Source organism: Vibrio sp. 2-1-2a, assembly GCF_032648565.1.
GTDB lineage: Bacteria > Pseudomonadota > Gammaproteobacteria > Enterobacterales > Vibrionaceae > Vibrio > Vibrio diabolicus.
In genome coordinates this window covers 16,392-33,053 of sequence record NZ_WBOH01000013.1, presented here as the reverse complement: position 1 = coordinate 33,053, position 16,662 = coordinate 16,392, and the positions used below count along the sequence as shown (strand labels likewise).

16 protein-coding genes are annotated in these 16,662 nt (G+C 46.6%); 6 read left to right on the top strand and 10 right to left on the bottom strand.

Translation table 11 applies throughout. From position 1 onward, the window contains the following. Positions 1-199: 199 nt before the first annotated feature. From mioC to F7Y48_RS21440, 9 genes are all read right to left on the bottom strand, one after another. A complete protein-coding gene (mioC, locus tag F7Y48_RS21480; RefSeq protein ID WP_005394096.1) occupies positions 200-634 on the bottom strand; it encodes an FMN-binding protein MioC in 435 nt (144 codons plus the stop codon). A 100-nt stretch (positions 635-734) separates the two neighbouring features. Next, positions 735-2,096 (bottom strand): tRNA uridine-5-carboxymethylaminomethyl(34) synthesis GTPase MnmE, encoded by a 1,362-nt coding sequence (mnmE, locus tag F7Y48_RS21475; RefSeq protein ID WP_258507645.1) that lies wholly within the window; start codon positions 2,094-2,096, stop codon positions 735-737. Between the two features lie 117 nt (positions 2,097-2,213). After that, on the bottom strand, positions 2,214-3,836 hold the full coding sequence (gene yidC / locus F7Y48_RS21470) for a membrane protein insertase YidC (RefSeq protein WP_005383834.1): 1,623 nt from the start codon (positions 3,834-3,836) through the stop codon (positions 2,214-2,216). Between the two features lie 2 nt (positions 3,837-3,838). Next, positions 3,839-4,096, bottom strand: a complete 258-nt coding sequence (yidD, locus tag F7Y48_RS21465; protein ID WP_005378822.1) for a membrane protein insertion efficiency factor YidD — start codon at positions 4,094-4,096, stop codon at positions 3,839-3,841. Then, complete coding sequence (rnpA, locus tag F7Y48_RS21460; protein WP_005394102.1) at positions 4,063-4,386, bottom strand: ribonuclease P protein component; 324 nt, start codon at positions 4,384-4,386, stop codon at positions 4,063-4,065. Before rnpA ends, yidD begins: the two co-directional genes overlap by 34 nt. Positions 4,387-4,432: 46 nt before the next feature. Continuing rightward, positions 4,433-4,567 (bottom strand): 50S ribosomal protein L34, encoded by a 135-nt coding sequence (rpmH, locus tag F7Y48_RS21455; RefSeq protein ID WP_005378825.1) that lies wholly within the window; start codon positions 4,565-4,567, stop codon positions 4,433-4,435. 242 nt (positions 4,568-4,809) lie between these two features. Continuing rightward, on the bottom strand, positions 4,810-5,547 hold the full coding sequence (locus F7Y48_RS21450) for an amino acid ABC transporter ATP-binding protein (protein WP_048625594.1): 738 nt from the start codon (positions 5,545-5,547) through the stop codon (positions 4,810-4,812). Continuing rightward, positions 5,544-6,215 (bottom strand): amino acid ABC transporter permease, encoded by a 672-nt coding sequence (locus F7Y48_RS21445; RefSeq protein WP_005378829.1) that lies wholly within the window; start codon positions 6,213-6,215, stop codon positions 5,544-5,546. The genes F7Y48_RS21450 and F7Y48_RS21445 overlap by 4 nt, the downstream gene beginning before the upstream one ends. A 114-nt stretch (positions 6,216-6,329) precedes the next feature. Continuing rightward, positions 6,330-7,076 (bottom strand): amino acid ABC transporter substrate-binding protein, encoded by a 747-nt coding sequence (locus F7Y48_RS21440; protein ID WP_005378831.1) that lies wholly within the window; start codon positions 7,074-7,076, stop codon positions 6,330-6,332. Between the two features lie 412 nt (positions 7,077-7,488). On the opposite strand from F7Y48_RS21440, the gene dnaA reads away from it, so the two are divergent. The 6 genes from dnaA to F7Y48_RS21410 all read left to right on the top strand — a co-directional run bounded on the left by dnaA (position 7,489) and on the right by F7Y48_RS21410 (position 15,309). After that, positions 7,489-8,895 (top strand): chromosomal replication initiator protein DnaA, encoded by a 1,407-nt coding sequence (dnaA, locus tag F7Y48_RS21435; RefSeq protein ID WP_005378835.1) that lies wholly within the window; start codon positions 7,489-7,491, stop codon positions 8,893-8,895. 63 nt (positions 8,896-8,958) lie between these two features. After that, a complete protein-coding gene (gene dnaN / locus F7Y48_RS21430) occupies positions 8,959-10,059 on the top strand; it encodes a DNA polymerase III subunit beta (RefSeq protein ID WP_005394106.1) in 1,101 nt (366 codons plus the stop codon). 9 nt (positions 10,060-10,068) lie between these two features. Next, a complete protein-coding gene (gene recF, locus F7Y48_RS21425; RefSeq protein ID WP_005394107.1) occupies positions 10,069-11,148 on the top strand; it encodes a DNA replication/repair protein RecF in 1,080 nt (359 codons plus the stop codon). Positions 11,149-11,161: 13 nt separating this feature from the next. After that, positions 11,162-13,579, top strand: coding sequence for a DNA topoisomerase (ATP-hydrolyzing) subunit B (gene gyrB, locus F7Y48_RS21420; RefSeq protein ID WP_005394109.1), 2,418 nt, complete (start codon positions 11,162-11,164; stop codon positions 13,577-13,579). Between the two features lie 343 nt (positions 13,580-13,922). Continuing rightward, positions 13,923-14,339 (top strand): GreA/GreB family elongation factor, encoded by a 417-nt coding sequence (locus F7Y48_RS21415; protein ID WP_134648235.1) that lies wholly within the window; start codon positions 13,923-13,925, stop codon positions 14,337-14,339. 532 nt (positions 14,340-14,871) lie between these two features. Beyond that, positions 14,872-15,309 carry an Hsp20 family protein gene (locus tag F7Y48_RS21410; RefSeq protein WP_145473403.1) on the top strand — a complete coding sequence of 146 codons (438 nt, stop codon included), beginning with the start codon at positions 14,872-14,874 and terminating at the stop codon, positions 15,307-15,309. 85 nt (positions 15,310-15,394) lie between these two features. On the opposite strand, the gene F7Y48_RS21405 is transcribed toward F7Y48_RS21410, so the two are convergent. After that, positions 15,395-16,648 carry a valine--pyruvate transaminase gene (locus F7Y48_RS21405; protein ID WP_005394115.1) on the bottom strand — a complete coding sequence of 418 codons (1,254 nt, stop codon included), beginning with the start codon at positions 16,646-16,648 and terminating at the stop codon, positions 15,395-15,397. Positions 16,649-16,662: the final 14 nt, after the last annotated feature.

Sequence of the window (16,662 nt, the reverse complement as noted above, 5' to 3'; positions counted from 1 at the left end):
GTGGTAGTTATGCACAGGGGGTAAAATTGATCAAAGTTGTTATTGGGATAACTAAAGGAAAATCACTGGATCTTATCGTAGTTATCCACAGCTCGTTTGGTTGGTTTTTGAGCAGTTAAACAAAATAATTTGACGGGAGTTATTCACATTGGGGAAAACAGAGCCGAATTTCGACTCTGTTGAAGGGAAAGCGGGGAGCTTAAAAGCGTTCGATATTCTCTTTTAACCATGCCTCAGCGGCGTCTTCGGGTACTGCATGGCTCAGTACATCAATCTTAAGACAATCAGCGAGCGGTGTGGCACCAATGTCCTCTAGTAAATCATAAGCGTGTTGACCAGCGGCGCAGAACGTATCATAGCTTGAATCACCAATCGCAATCACTGCGAACTTTACGTCGGTCATTTTCGGCGGGGTATTTTGTAATGCCGCGATAAAAGGTTGAATATTGTCAGGGTACTCACCAGCCCCATGGGTTGAGGTGATCACCAACCACGTTCCTTGATTTTCGATCTCATCGAGGGACGGTTGGTTGTGGATCGTTGTTTCAAATCCATTCTCGTTGAGTAGATCACTCAGGTGATCCCCTACGTATTCTGCGCCACCTAGCGTGCTGCCTGTAATAATGTGGATCATACTTCTTCCTTATTGAATGCGACGGCTAAAGCTCATGGATGGCTTGCCGTACAAAAAGAAACGCGGTGTGAGTTAAGCTCAGCACCGCGCGTTCGATTATTTACTTCCCGATACAGAATGAAGAGAAGATTCGGCCCAGTAAGTCGTCAGAACTGAACTCTCCGGTAATCTCGTTGAGATGCTGTTGGGTGATGCGCAGCTCTTCTGCCAGTATCTCACCAGCCATATAGCCTTCAAGCTGTTCCTGGCCTATTTGAAGGTGCTGTGCGGCGCGTTCCAACGCATCGAGGTGACGGCGACGAGCCATAAAGCCACCCTCATTATTGCCTGAGAAGCCCATGCATTCTTTTAGGTGTTCACGCAGAGCTTCAACCCCTGCACCAGTTTTCGCTGACAAGCGGATGAGGGTAGGGTTATTGACGTGGCAGATCCCCATTTCTTCACCCGTTTGATCCGCTTTGTTTCGGATCACGGTTATGCCGATATTGTCGGGTAGGCGATCCACAAAGTCTGGCCAGATATCTTTCGGATCGGTGGCATCGGTTGTGGTGCCATCCACCATGAACAAGACGCGGTCTGCTTGAGCGATTTCATCCCACGCGCGCTCGATACCGATTTTCTCGACTTCGTCGGAGGCATCACGCAGACCTGCTGTATCAATGATGTGTAGTGGCATACCATCAATGTGGATATGCTCACGCAGTACGTCACGCGTGGTACCTGCGATGTCGGTTACGATTGCAGACTCTTTGCCTGATAGCGCGTTCAGTAGGCTTGATTTGCCCGCATTTGGACGACCTGCAATCACGACTTTCATCCCTTCACGCATGATCGCGCCTTGGTTGGCTTCTTTACGCACCGCATCTAGGTTGTCGATGATGGCTTGTAGGTCACCAGCCACTTTGCCGTCGGCCAGAAAGTCGATCTCTTCTTCTGGGAAGTCGATGGCTGCCTCAACATAGATACGCAAATGAATCAGCGACTCAACTAAGGTATTAATGCGCCCTGAAAAGGCGCCCTGTAAGGATTGCAGCGCCGATTTTGCTGCTTCTTCAGAACTTGCATCAATGAGGTCTGCAATTGCTTCTGCTTGAGCGAGGTCGAGTTTATCGTTCAGGAACGCGCGTTCAGAGAACTCACCAGGGCGAGCTGCTCGAATACCATCAATACCTAGAATGCGTTTTATCAGCATATCCATCACGACGGGGCCGCCATGGCCTTGCAGCTCAAGTACGTCTTCACCTGTAAATGAGTGCGGGTTAGGGAAGTACAGAGCGATGCCCTGATCAAGCACAGTGCCATCTTCTGACTTAAACGGCAGGTACTCTGCATAGCGGGGCTTTAGTGTCTTACCCGTGACTTCTAACGCCACTTGGTTGGCTTTAGGGCCTGATACTCGAATAATACCGACACCGCCACGACCAGGCGCGGTCGCTTGAGCGACAATCGTATCTGTAGTCATAATTTTGCCTTTTGAGCTGGGCTCAAATTGAGCCATAACTTTAGTTAGCTGAATTGTAATCAGCCAAAAACAAAAAGGCGACCTTTTGGCCGCCTTTCTCAATCATTTCCTAAAAGGTTACTTGCTGTGTAAGCCTTTTTTCTCTAACCCTTTGTAGATCAGAGTTTGCTGGATAAGCGTTACGATGTTCGACACCAACCAGTACAGAACGAGACCTGATGGGAAGAACAAGAAGAAGAAGGTAAACATAACCGGCATAAAGGTCATGATCTTCTGCTGCATTGGATCCGTTACCGTTGTCGGGCTCATCTTCTGGATTAGGAACATAGACGCACCCATCAATAGCGGCAGGATGTAGTAAGGGTCCTGCGCTGACAAGTCGTGAATCCAACCAAAGAATGGTGAGTGACGAAGCTCTACCGATTCCATTAGCGCCCAGTATAGTGCGATGAAGATAGGCATCTGTAGGATAAGAGGTAAACAGCCACCTAGTGGGTTCACTTTCTCTTTCTTGTACAGTTCCATCATTTCTTGGCTCATACGCTGACGGTCATCACCGATGCGCTCACGCATAGCTTGCAGCTTAGGCTGAAGCATACGCATTTTCGCCATAGAGGTGTATTGCGCTTTTGTTAGTGGGTACATAGCACCACGAACGATGAAGGTCAGACAGATGATTGCCACACCCCAGTTACCAACAAAGCTCTGGATGAATGAAAGCAACATATGAAGAGGCTTCGCAATGAACCATAACCAGCCGTAGTCCACTACTAGGTCTAGGTTAGGTGCCACTTCTGCCATTTCATCTTGCAGTTTTGGACCAACCCAAAGTGTTGCTTCAAACTTAGCCTGATCGCCTGTTGCGATAGTTTTGTTTGGCATACGAACGCCGATGTCGCCTAGGTTGCCAATTACACGAGTGTATAGGTTAGTACCTGGTTCGTTACGTGGGATCCAAGCTGCGGCAAAGTAGTGCTGAATCATTGCTGCCCAACCTTGGCCATCGGCTAGGTTAAGAGACAGGTTGCGATCCTGCATATCATCAAAGCTGTACTTCTTGTAACGCGTATCTTCTGTTGAGTATGCGCCACCACGGTAAGTAGGCATTGTGATGCTACCACCATCGTCCATTAGGTTTTGACGTAGGTGAGCGTACATACCAAATGTTGCGTTGTTGCCTGAGTTGTTCACTACATCGTATTCAACATTAAGCGCGTAGCTGCCGCGTTTAAAGATGTAAGTTTTGGTGTATTCGATGCCGTTTGCAGTGAATGTCATCGGAACGCGAAGTTCATCTTGACCGTCAGCCATTGTGAAGCTGTCTGCACTTACGTTGTAGTGAGGGCGATTTGTGCTGCTCAAGTCGATACCTTGAGGACCCACTAGACCGCTTTGAGCGATAAATTGGTGACCTTGAGCGTCTTTAAGCAGAACAAAGGAATCTGATGAATCTAACTCAGCAGAGTATTCGTTAAGGTTGGCATGTACCACATCGCCACCAACGGTGTCGATCGACAGAGTTAAAACATCAGTCGTTACTGTGATAGTTTTTGCAGAAGCTTGCTGTTGACCAGGAACTGGGTCAAGTTCATCAGCAAAAGATGGTGCAGGTAGAGTGCTGCTTGATTGAGCCTGTTCAACTGCTTGAGGTTCTGGATTCTTTGCAACTTGCCATTGTTGAAACAGCAAAAAAGAAACCAGGGCCAAACCGATGAGCAGGATATTACGTTGAGAATCCATCGTTAGTTATCTCTGTCTTGTTTTTGGACTGGTGGAACGGGGTCATACCCCCCTTCATTCAAAGGGTGGCATTTTAATAGACGTTTGCCTGATAACCAACATCCTTTTACAAAACCGTGAGCTCTCAAAGCTTCTAGCGCGTAAGTGGAACAGGTTGGTGTGAACCGGCAACGAGGACCAATCAAAGGGCTGATAAACCAGCGATACAGATAAACGAGCCCAATGGCTATCCACGTGAAGGGCGAGACAGGCGTTGCCATAGCTTATCAAACAACTTAAAAATTTCCTCATTGCTTAAATCTTGCGCGCTTTTCTTCGCAATCACAACAAAATCTTTGTTTGGAAGCTGATGTTGATTGTTACGAAAGCTTTCACGAGCCAAACGCTTAAATCGGTTACGACCGACAGCCGTTTTGATTTGCTTTTTTGGAACCGCTAAACCTAATCGTGGATGAGAAAGTTTGTTATTGCGAGCAATGATGGTGAAATGAGGCGAGCCAGCTCGATGAGCTTGCTGGAAGACGTTTTGATAATGCTCGGGAGTTAACAAACGTAACTCCCGATTAAACGCGTACGTGTTCAAAATAAACTAGCGATTATTTTGATAGGCGCGCACGGCCTTTTGCACGACGTGCGTTGATAACTTTACGACCGTTCTTAGTTGCCATGCGAGCACGGAAGCCGTGAGTACGCTTGCGCTTTAGAACTGTAGGTTGAAAAGTGCGTTTCATGATAATTACCTTTACTGATCAGTAGTTTTAGGTTCTTGTTAAACCCGGCGTGGGTATTTGCTTTCTTATATAAAGAAGCTCTTTATATAGAGAAGGACAACCGACGCCTCTCAACAAAGAGGCGGAATTGTAATCACACTCACATAATGTGTCAATGACTCAATGAGTACGAAATTCCGGCCGGGCGATTATACGTAGTGTGAGTAAAATCTCAAGGATCAATCGATCCTGATGCTTGATCGTTACTCTATTCCTACTTGGTTAAGGAATTTTTTCAAACGAGGATCTTGTGGATTATCGAAGATATCCTGTGGAGAACCTTGCTCAACGATATTGCCTTCCGCCATGAAGATCACTCTATCTGCGACTTCTTTCGCGAATTGCATCTCGTGCGTCACCACCAGCATGGTTTGATGCTGATTAGCTAACTTCTTCATTAATGAGAGAACTTCTCCAACCCATTCCGGATCCAACGCAGAAGTTGGTTCGTCAAATAACAGCAGTTCTGGTTGCAGCGCCATCGCTCGGCCGATACCCACACGTTGTTGTTGGCCGCCAGACAATGCCGCTGGATAACTATCGCCTTTATCCCCAAGGCCTATGTCATCCAGAATTTGTTGCGCTCGTTTGAGAGCATCGACTTTTTTCCAACCTCGAACGGTCACTAGACCTTCGGCAATGTTCTGGCGCGCATTCATATGGGCAAACAGGGCATAGTTTTGGAACACAAAGCCAGTTCGACGACGCAGCGCTAATACTTCGGCTTTAGTGTGTTTTTGAGTATCAACGGAGATGTCATCTATCGTGATACGACCTTCATCTGCTTGTTCTAGAAAGTTCACCGTACGCAGCAAGGTTGATTTACCCGTACCACTTGAGCCGATAATCACGATGATCTCACCTTGCTTAATATCGAGGTCGATGCCTTTCAGTACTTCAGTCTCACCAAAACGTTTGTGAATATTTTCTAACTTAATCATCGTACGTACGCCTTATTCAGTTTTGCTTCTGCCCAGATTTGTACGCGAGTCAGAATCACCACCACGCCCCAGTAAATAAGAGCAACCGCAAGGAAAGCTTCAAAGAAACGGAAACTTGATGAGGCTTCCATCTGTGCTTTCGCCATGATTTCGGCCACACCAAGCGTGAAGGCGAGAGACGTTGACTTGATCATATCGATGAAATAGTTCATCAATGAAGGCAGTGCGACACGCGTTGCTTGAGGTAAAATCACTCGGCGCATCGCCTGAGATGTTGTCATACCCACCGACAAGCTCGCTTCCATCTGGCTACGATCAATACCAATAATGGCGGCACGAATACTTTCCGCCATATAAGCGGCAAAGTGCAGCGTTAAACCGATCACCGCTGCTGAGAAGGCATCAATACCCACCATCAATGGGAAAATTTGTGGTAAGCCGTAATAAAGCAGGAAAAGCTGAACTAAGAGAGGGGTGCCACGGAAGAAGCTGATGTACAGTTGGCTTAATTGATCCAGAACTGGCAGTTTAAATACGCGAATATTGGCTAAAATGACGGATAAAATCAGTGAAAACACCAATCCCCATGTCGCCATTTCCATGGTAGTGCCAAGATATTTCAGCAATATCGGCAGCAGTTCCAACATGTAATTAAAGTCAAATCCCATACGGCTTACCTAAAGGCTAGAGAAAAGAAAAGGTGGAAAACAAGTTCCACCTTTACGTAAGTTTATTTTAGTCCGAGAGTGATACCACTTTGCGGCCTAAAGTACAAAGAGTTCTTATTTCGTGATGTCAGCGCCAAACCACTTCACGGAAATTTTCTCTACTGTACCATCTGCGCGCATCTCAGCCAGTGCTTTGTTTACTTCTTCTTGCAGCTTACGACCTTTCTCGTTGTCCACGAAAGGCCATGCGTTTTGAATGGTTTCAAACGGTTCGCCCGCCAATTCCAAAGGAAGACCGGTTTTCTTAATCAGCTCTAACGCAGAAAGACGATCCATTACAAATGCATCTGCACGACCGAGCGCCACGTCATGTTCGATACCTGTGTCGTACGTTTTAATGTTGATCTTGCCGTCTTTGTCGTACTGACGAAGCAGTTGCTCGAAGTTAGATCCTAGATTCACAGCAACGGTTTTGCCCGCAAGATCGTCAACACCTTTGATGCTGTCGTTGCCTTTACGCACGGTAATTTGTGCGCCATCTACAACGTAAGGGTCAGCAAATAGGTATTTGGCTTTACGCTCATCAGTCATGGTGATTTGGTTGGAGATCGTATCGATGCGACCGGTTTCTAGCAGACCAAATAAACCAGAGAAGTTAGCGGTTACGTATTCGATTTTGTAATCGTTGCGTTTGCCGATTTCATCCCACATGTCTACTTCAAAGCCTTGTAGCTTATCTTGCTTTACAAAAGTAAACGGGAAGTAGCGACCTGACATACCTACTTTGACTTCAGTAGCGGCTTGTACGGTTGCTGCCGACAGTGCAATGGCTGCAACGGCAACCTTAATCCAGTTTTTCATAATACATCTCCATAATTTTATGGTTGGAAATACTACTGTTAGTTAGCTCAATTAAATAAATAACCAAGAGCAATAACCTAGACCTGTGAGTTATTAGATAATAGAAGAAGAATGTTAAATGTGACGAAAATGCGAACTGAACCAGGGGAAATGATCGACAAAATCAGCATTGGGAATAAAATAATACACAGACTTATCACCAATCGCTCGATCTTGTGAATTTTGCCCAATTGTGGATCGTTGTGTGGGCAAATTTGGGGCAAGGTGTGTTGATCTCATCAAGTTTGCAGAAATAATTGTGAATAACTTGGATCTTATTCACTGGATCGTCGATCAATCGCTGGCGATCTTGGTTATCAACAGGTAAAATTGCCAGTCTTTTCCGATAATTCAATTACTCAGTGGGGGCACCGTGTCATCTTCGCTTTGGCTGCAATGTTTGCAGCAGCTTCAAGAAGAGCTACCAGCTACAGAATTCAGCATGTGGGTTCGTCCGCTACAAGCGGAGCTCAATGACAATACTCTCACTCTATTCGCGCCAAACCGCTTTGTGTTGGACTGGGTGCGTGATAAGTATCTGAACAATATTACTCGCTTACTGCAGGAATACTGTGGTGGCGACATTCCTAACTTACGCTTTGAAGTGGGGAGCCGACCTGTCTCTGCTCCAAAACCAGCGCCGACACGTACGCCTGCAGATGTGGCTGCGGAGTCATCTGCACCTGCGCAATTACAGGCGCGTAAGCCAGTACACAAAACTTGGGATGACGACGCTCAAGCGATTGCGGCGATCAATCACCGCTCAAACATGAATCCAAAACACAAGTTCGACAACTTTGTTGAAGGTAAGTCGAACCAACTGGGTTTGGCTGCGGCGCGTCAGGTATCGGATAACCCAGGTGCAGCTTACAACCCACTATTCTTATACGGCGGTACGGGCTTGGGTAAAACCCACTTATTGCATGCGGTGGGTAACGCGATTGTGGATAACAACCCGAACGCGAAAGTGGTCTACATGCACTCAGAGCGTTTTGTGCAAGACATGGTGAAAGCGCTGCAAAACAATGCGATTGAAGAATTCAAACGCTACTACCGCAGTGTGGATGCACTCCTTATCGATGACATCCAATTCTTTGCTAATAAAGAACGTTCGCAAGAAGAATTCTTCCATACCTTCAACGCACTATTGGAAGGTAACCAGCAGATCATCTTAACGTCTGACCGTTATCCTAAAGAGATTAATGGCGTTGAAGATCGTCTTAAATCTCGCTTTGGTTGGGGTCTTACTGTTGCGATCGAGCCGCCTGAGCTTGAAACGCGTGTGGCGATCTTGATGAAAAAAGCCGAAGATCACCAAATCCACCTTGCTGATGAAGTGGCGTTCTTTATTGCCAAGCGTCTGCGTTCGAACGTTCGTGAGCTAGAAGGTGCACTGAACCGTGTTATCGCTAATGCGAATTTCACTGGTCGTCCAATCACGATTGATTTTGTGCGTGAAGCGCTGCGCGATCTGCTTGCTCTGCAAGAGAAGCTGGTTACTATCGACAACATTCAAAAGACCGTGGCTGAATACTACAAGATAAAAGTGGCGGACTTGCTGTCCAAACGTCGCTCTCGTTCCGTAGCGCGTCCTCGTCAGCTGGCCATGGCGTTAGCAAAAGAGCTAACCAACCACAGCTTGCCAGAAATCGGTGATGCGTTTGGGGGCCGAGACCATACGACCGTACTTCATGCGTGTCGCAAGATTGAGCAGCTGCGTGAAGAGAGCCACGATATTAAAGAAGATTACTCTAACTTGATTCGCACCCTGTCCTCGTAATCGGTTAGAATAACGGTATTCTAAGCAAATCATTTATTGAGCTGACAGCGTAAAGAGCCAAGCATGAAATTTACCATTGAACGTAGTCATTTAATCAAACCGCTACAGCAGGTTTCGGGCGCTTTAGGTGGCCGACCAACTCTGCCAATCCTAGGTAACCTACTTCTTAAAGTAGAAGAGAACGTATTGTCGATGACGGCAACCGATCTTGAAGTAGAGTTAGTAAGCAAAGTGACGCTAGAAGGTGATTTTGAAGCGGGCAGCATTACCGTTCCTTCGCGTAAGTTTCTCGATATCTGCCGTGGTTTACCGGACGATGCGATCATCACATTTGTTTTAGAAGGTGATCGCGTACAAGTTCGCTCTGGTCGCAGCCGTTTCTCATTGGCAACGCTTCCTGCGAACGATTTCCCCAATATTGAAGACTGGCAAAGTGAAGTGGAAGTATCACTGAGCCAAGCCGATCTACGTACGCTGATCGACAAAACTCAGTTCTCGATGGCGAATCAAGACGTTCGTTATTACCTCAACGGTATGTTGTTTGAAATTGACGGTACCACGCTACGCAGCGTGGCGACGGACGGCCACCGTATGGCGGTATCGCAAACTCAGCTAGGTGCGGATTTTGCGCAGAAGCAAATCATCGTGCCACGCAAAGGTGTGCAAGAATTAGTGAAGTTGATGGACGCGCCAGAGCAGCCCGTAGTACTTCAGATCGGTAGCTCCAATGTTCGTGCTGAGGTGAATAACTTTACTTTTACCTCTAAGTTGGTTGATGGTCGTTTCCCTGACTACCGCCGCGTATTGCCTCAGAGCACCAATAAGACCCTAATAGCAAGTTGTGACGAGTTGCGCCAAGCCTTTTCTCGTGCTGCGATTCTTTCCAACGAAAAATTCCGTGGCGTGCGTGTGAATCTGGCTGATACTGAAATGCGCATAACCGCGAATAACCCAGAACAAGAAGAAGCGGAAGAGATGCTTGATGTGACCTTTGAAGGTGACGCCATCGAAATCGGCTTTAACGTAAGCTATGTGCTTGATGTTCTGAACACGTTGCGTTGTGAAAATGTACGTGTGTCGATGTCGGATGCTAACGCTAGCGCATTGATTGAAAATGCCGACGATGACAGTGCCATGTACGTGGTGATGCCAATTCGTCTATAAGCCAACTGAATGCCTCTTTCTCGTCTCATCATTCAGCAGTTTCGAAACATTAAAGCCTGTGATATTGAGTTATCAGCAGGCTTTAACTTTCTTATCGGGCCGAACGGCAGCGGTAAAACCAGTGTCTTAGAAGCGGTTTACCTGCTCGGGCATGGCCGCTCATTCAAGAGCTCTCTCACCGGACGAGTGATACAAAATGAGTGTGACGAACTGTTTGTTCATGGTCGTTTTTTGAACTCGGATCAATTTGAGCTACCTATCGGCATTAATAAGCAGCGTGATGGCTCAACAGAGGTTAAAATAGGCGGTCAATCTGGACAAAAATTAGCGCAGTTGGCACAAGTTCTGCCTCTGCAGTTGATACACCCAGAAGGGTTTGATTTACTGACAGATGGCCCTAAACATCGTCGTGCGTTTATTGATTGGGGCGTGTTTCATACCGAGCCCGCTTTTTATCAAGCATGGGGAAGGTTCAAGCGCCTTAACAAGCAGCGCAACGCGTTGTTGAAAACCGCCAATAGTTATCGTGAACTCAGTTATTGGGATCAGGAAATGGCAGGGTTGGCTGAAAACATCAGCCAATGGCGAGCAAGTTACATCGAGCAGATGAAAACCGTCGCAGAAACTATCTGTCAGACATTTTTGCCAGAATTTGAGATCCAATTGAAGTATTATCGTGGCTGGGATAAAGACACCCCATACCACGAGATACTAGAAAAGAATTTTGAGCGTGATCAGGCATTGGGATACACCTTTAGTGGCCCAAACAAAGCTGATTTGCGCATTAAAGTGAACGGAACGCCCGTTGAAGATGTTCTGTCACGCGGTCAATTAAAACTCATGGTGTGTGCATTGCGTGTCGCGCAAGGGCAACACCTGACAGAGATGACCGGTAAACAATGCATTTACCTAATTGACGACTTTGCGTCGGAATTAGATAGCCAACGTCGCAAGCGTCTTGCTGACTGCTTAAAAGAGACGGGCGCACAAGTATTTGTAAGCTCTATCACTGAAAGCCAAATCGCCGATATGTTGGACGATAACGGTAAATTGTTTCATGTGGAACATGGCAGGATAGAGTCAAACTAGAAGAGAGAAACTCATGTCTGAAAATTACGATTCATCGAGTATTAAGGTACTGAAGGGTCTGGATGCGGTACGTAAGCGTCCAGGAATGTACATCGGCGATACGGACGACGGCACCGGCCTTCACCACATGGTTTTCGAGGTGGTGGATAACTCAATTGATGAAGCGTTGGCAGGTCACTGTAAAGACATCGTTGTGACAATTCATGAGGATAACTCGGTTTCCGTTAGCGATGATGGTCGTGGCATTCCAACAGAAATCCACTCAGAGGAAAATGTCTCTGCAGCAGAAGTAATCATGACGGTACTTCACGCGGGTGGTAAGTTCGACGATAACTCATACAAAGTATCGGGTGGTCTTCACGGGGTAGGTGTTTCAGTGGTAAACGCGCTATCTGAGAAAGTTGAGCTGACGATTCATCGTGGTGGCCATATCCATACGCAAACCTATCGCCATGGTGAGCCTCAAGCGCCACTAGCTGTTGTGGGTGATACGGATAAAACCGGTACACAAATTCGTTTCTGGCCAAGTGCCGAGACCTTCTCTAACACTGAGTTCCACTATGATATTCTGGCGAAACGCCTGCGTGAACTGTCATTCCTGAACTCTGGTGTATCGATCAAATTGGTTGATGAGCGTGAAGCGGACAAACATGATCACTTCATGTATGAAGGTGGTATTCAAGCGTTCGTTGATCACCTAAACACCAACAAAACGCCAATCATCGAAAAAATCTTCCACTTTAACTCAGAGCGTGAAGACGGCATTTCAGTTGAAGTGGCGATGCAATGGAACGATGGTTTCCAAGAGAATATCTTCTGTTTTACCAACAATATCCCACAGCGTGATGGTGGTACTCACCTTGCTGGTTTCCGTGCTGCGCTAACACGTACATTGAACAGCTTTATGGATAAAGAAGGTTTCTCGAAGAAAGCGAAAACAGCGACTTCAGGCGACGATGCGCGTGAAGGTCTAACTGCGGTTGTTTCGGTGAAAGTACCAGATCCTAAGTTCTCAAGCCAAACAAAAGACAAACTGGTTTCTTCTGAAGTGAAATCAGCGGTTGAATCAGCAATGGGTGAAAAACTGTCTGAGTTCCTGATTGAGAACCCGACAGAAGCGAAGATGGTTTGTTCGAAAATCATCGATGCAGCACGTGCACGTGAAGCAGCGCGTAAAGCTCGTGAAATGACGCGCCGTAAAGGAGCGCTAGACCTAGCTGGCCTTCCAGGTAAACTTGCAGACTGTCAGGAAAAAGATCCGGCACTCTCTGAACTATACATAGTGGAGGGTGATTCGGCAGGCGGCTCCGCAAAACAAGGCCGTAACCGTAAGAACCAAGCAATCCTACCGCTAAAAGGTAAGATTCTTAACGTAGAAAAAGCACGTTTCGACAAGATGCTGTCTTCGCAAGAAGTGGCTACTCTGATCACTGCACTTGGTTGTGGTATCGGTCGTGACGAGTACAACCCGGACAAGCTGCGTTACCACAACATCATCATCATGACCGATGCCGATGTCGATGGTTCGCACATTCGTACGCTACTATTGACCTTCTTCTACCGTCAAATGCCAGAGCTTATCGAGCGTGGTTACGTGTACATCGCTCAGCCACCACTTTACAAAGTGAAAAAAGGCAAACAAGAGCAGTACATCAAAGACGAAGAAGCGATGAACCAATACCAAGTATCATTGGCTCTGGATAATGCATCGCTACACGTAAACGCAGAAGCACCAGCATTGGCAGGTGAAGCACTAGAGAAGCTTGTTCAACAGTACAATGCGGGGATTAAACTGGCGGAACGTATGAGCCGTCGTTACCCAAGTGCTTTGGTAAACGAGCTGATTTACACTCCTCGTCTAACTCCTGAGCAATGCCATGACGCATCAGTTGTTGAAGCGTGGACGAAGCAGCTTATTGAGCAGCTGAATGCGAAAGAAGTGGGTGCGAGCCAATACAGCTACGAAGTTGAACAGCACGAAGAACTAGGCTTAAACTTGCCTAAGATCGTGGTTCGTACTCACGGTGTGACGCACGAACATGCAATTAGCATCGATTTCCTAAACTCGAAAGAGTACGGCAAATTGGCTGATCTATCAGAAGCACTGGATGGGCTTCTGGAAGAAGGCGCGTACATCAAACGTGGTGAGCGTACGATGCCAGTAGCAAGCTTTGCAGAAGCGCTTGATTGGTTGGTTAAAGAATCAATGCGTGGTCTGAGTCGTCAGCGTTACAAAGGTCTAGGTGAGATGAACCCAGATCAGCTGTGGGAAACGACTATGGACCCAGAAACGCGTCGCATGATGCAAGTAACGATTGAGGATGCGGTAGGCGCAGACCAATTGTTCACAACACTGATGGGTGACCAAGTAGAACCTCGTCGTAACTTCATCGAAGAGAACGCACTGAAAGTAGCGAACCTAGACGTATAACGACACTGTTCGTGATAGTAAAAAGCAGCGAGAAATCGCTGCTTTTTTGTTTTAACCACCAATGAAAATCGCCACTTTCTGCCAAGACTTTGGTTTTTCTGGTGCTAACTGCCAATAACCTGATCAAGCTTGCCATTTTATTTCTGTTTTCTTTTTTTCTCGCCATTTTGTTCGCTTGGGCGCTTTTGCTTTCTTTTTTCTGCTCGCTATAGTGCTGAAGAGCTGATGAATAAGGAGGTTGAGAAAATGGTGATGACTTTCCTGAACTAAGCCGGAGGTGATGCACTTCCGGTTCAATGCACTGAATTTATTTGTAAGACAAGGCATTAAGAAGGAAATAATCATGTTTGAACGCTGGTTCTCGGCGTACTGTTTGGCGCTGCGAACTTGGTGGTTAACCAGTCGCTTTTTAACCTATCAATCACCACTAAGGTTGTTGTCACTCTTTGAAACTTACGAGCAACAAGCCCATTGCCGTAACCGAGCTCGTATTGCGGTTGGGGACACGGTTCGCTTAGTGGATGTTGAGCGTGCTTATCAATATCGCATGACGTTAGTCAGCTCGCGCAAGGGGCAACCGATGACAGGTATGCTCGCGGTCGATTCTTATTTGGGGTCTCGATTGTTAGGTCGAGCTAAAAATGATGCGCTCGAAGTGGAAATTTTTAATCAGCGACGCTGCTTTGTGATTACTGAAATTGTTCATCAATCGCAGCCACCAGCGCAGAGAATGCTGTGTGGCTGTCTGTTGTGTCAATAAATAGAGGTGAAGTCATGAGTAAGAAAGACAAGAAACAACCACAGTTGAGTCTGAAAGAAAAGCGTAAGTTAAAACAGGAAAAAGCGGCAGAAAAGAGCGTTGTAAAAGCGCGTAAATCCTCCCGCAAGTAGAGTGCAGATTGAGCCCACCAGAAAGGTGGGCTTTTTAATATAGATTGCAAAGCGAGGGTAAACTGACCTTTCTGGGGAGATAACGAGCGTACTTAAAATTTTTTATTTTTTCCCTTGAAAGTCATTTTTGACGACCTTATATCTAGTTATGAAGAGGATGACTGGCTTGCTAGAGACTAGAAGACAGCCCTCTGGAATCGCTAAAACGAGATCGCTCAAAAGAGGATATGGCGTTTTAGCACACAACTTAAACCTTTAGATTTCCTATCATGTCTCCGAGCCAAATGATGGCCTGCGGAATGATAAGAATCTCTTAGCTCGGCGTTGGTTTTTGCATAAACACGCCTGTGAGATGAAGGTCATCTGAGCTAAGACTATTGCTTAATTAAGAGGATAGATTTATGCGTAACGTAGATTTCTCACCACTATACCGTAATGCAATTGGCTTTGATCGTCTGCTAAACCTGATGGAAGCGAATACAGCGAAAAATACTTCTGGCGGTTACCCTCCGTACAACATTGAGCAAAAAGACGAGCATAACTACCGTATTACTATGGCAGTTGCTGGCTTCTCTGAAGACCAACTCGATCTGACTCAAAACGAAAACATGTTGATTGTGAAGGGCGAACGCAAAGCAGAAGAAGGCAAAAACTACGTGTACCAAGGCATTGCTGAGCGCGACTTCGAACGTAAATTCCAGCTAGCGGATTACGTCAAAGTGACAGGCGCATCAATGGAAAACGGCTTATTACATATTGATTTGGTTCGTGAAATTCCAGAAGCAATGCAACCACGTAAAATTGCTATCGGTGGCAACAACCTGTTAGAAAACAACTAATCAGCAAGTTATTTGCCCTATAGAGTGAGAAAGAGCGCCAGTTGGCGCTCTTTTTAATTGGAGTAGCCGAAGCGATTGCTTCGTATTACAGACCTTGCTGGTAAGCCTTTTCAACTTCTTCCGCGATAATCGCAATCCCTTTCTGCATCATCTCATCGTCTTGAACGTAGTTCATGCGTAAGCACTGATGAGCGTGGTCCCATTCGTCTTTCTGGCCAATAAAGAAGTATTCACCCGGTACAATCAATACACCACGCGCTTTCAAGCGTTGGTACAGTTCCATTGTTGTTATTGGCAGTTCATCAAACCATAACCACAAGAAGATAGCGCCTTCCGGTTTGTGAATACGGAAGCGCTCATCGGTAATCGCTTCTTGCAGCAGTTCAACCGCACGTTGCGACTTCTGCTTGTAAAACGGCTTAATCACCTCTGAACTCAGTTTAAGCAGGTCGCCTTTAGCGATGATGTGGTTTGCCAGCGCTGGACCCACACTGCCAGGTGCTAGGCTGATGATGCCGTTCATATTGGTTAACGCTTGAGTGATTTCTTCACTCGCAATCACAATCCCGCAACGCACGCCAGGCAAGCCAAGTTTGGATAGGCTCATGCACAAGATGGTGTTTTCATTCCAGAACGGTTCGACATCTTCAAAGATGATGTTCGGGAACGGCAAGCCGTAGGCGTTATCGATGATCAGTGGGATGTTGTTTTCACGTGCGAGTTTGTCCAGTTTACGCACTTCTTCGTCTGTCAGTACGTTACCCGTTGGGTTGGTTGGGCGAGATGCGCAGATTGCCGCAACAGAATCGTCGACGGTTAGCTGTTCAAAATCGACGTGGTATTTAAACAATCCGTTATCTAACAGCTCGATTTCTGGGTGGTAAGAGACAAAGATATCTTCATCAATGCCAGCATCACCATAGCCGATGTACTCAGGCGCGATAGGCAGTAGCACCTTCTTATGCGAACCGTCTGGCTGTTTACCAGCGAGTAAGTTGAACAAGTAGAAGAAGCCACTTTGGCTACCGTTAGTTAAGCTGATGTTCTTCTCTGAAATGTCCCAACCGTAAGTTTCACGGAATAACTGAGCCAGCGCTTTCACAAACGCGTCTTTACCCTGTGGCCCATCGTAGTTGGCTAGGGCGGCGACGAGCTCTCCACTGGCGAGCATTTCCTCACTGGCTTGGTGAAAGTAATCGAGCATGGCAGGAATGGCGGCTGGGTTGCCTCCACCGAGCATGATGGCACCTGGTGTGCGTAGACCATCATTCAAATCGTCCATTAACTGCGTGATACCTGAATACTGATTAAATTTTTCACCAAACTTTGAGAACTGCATGCTGACTGATACCT

Bases quoted from the DNA above. Each gene is read 5' to 3' on its own strand.
- yidD (WP_005378822.1), bottom strand. From the start codon at position 4,096: ATGGCAACGCCTGTCTCGCCCTTCACGTGGATAGCCATTGGGCTCGTT.
- dnaN (WP_005394106.1), top strand. From the start codon at position 8,959: ATGAAATTTACCATTGAACGTAGTCATTTAATCAAACCGCTACAGCAG.
- rpmH (WP_005378825.1), bottom strand. From the start codon at position 4,567: ATGAAACGCACTTTTCAACCTACAGTTCTAAAGCGCAAGCGTACTCAC.
- recF (WP_005394107.1), top strand. From the start codon at position 10,069: ATGCCTCTTTCTCGTCTCATCATTCAGCAGTTTCGAAACATTAAAGCC.
- F7Y48_RS21450 (WP_048625594.1), bottom strand. From the start codon at position 5,547: ATGATTAAGTTAGAAAATATTCACAAACGTTTTGGTGAGACTGAAGTA.
- F7Y48_RS21440 (WP_005378831.1), bottom strand. From the start codon at position 7,076: ATGAAAAACTGGATTAAGGTTGCCGTTGCAGCCATTGCACTGTCGGCA.
- F7Y48_RS21445 (WP_005378829.1), bottom strand. From the start codon at position 6,215: ATGGGATTTGACTTTAATTACATGTTGGAACTGCTGCCGATATTGCTG.
- mioC (WP_005394096.1), bottom strand. From the start codon at position 634: ATGATCCACATTATTACAGGCAGCACGCTAGGTGGCGCAGAATACGTA.
- F7Y48_RS21405 (WP_005394115.1), bottom strand. From the start codon at position 16,648: ATGCAGTTCTCAAAGTTTGGTGAAAAATTTAATCAGTATTCAGGTATC.
- mnmE (WP_258507645.1), bottom strand. From the start codon at position 2,096: ATGACTACAGATACGATTGTCGCTCAAGCGACCGCGCCTGGTCGTGGC.
- F7Y48_RS21415 (WP_134648235.1), top strand. From the start codon at position 13,923: ATGTTTGAACGCTGGTTCTCGGCGTACTGTTTGGCGCTGCGAACTTGG.
- gyrB (WP_005394109.1), top strand. From the start codon at position 11,162: ATGTCTGAAAATTACGATTCATCGAGTATTAAGGTACTGAAGGGTCTG.
- yidC (WP_005383834.1), bottom strand. From the start codon at position 3,836: ATGGATTCTCAACGTAATATCCTGCTCATCGGTTTGGCCCTGGTTTCT.
- F7Y48_RS21410 (WP_145473403.1), top strand. From the start codon at position 14,872: ATGCGTAACGTAGATTTCTCACCACTATACCGTAATGCAATTGGCTTT.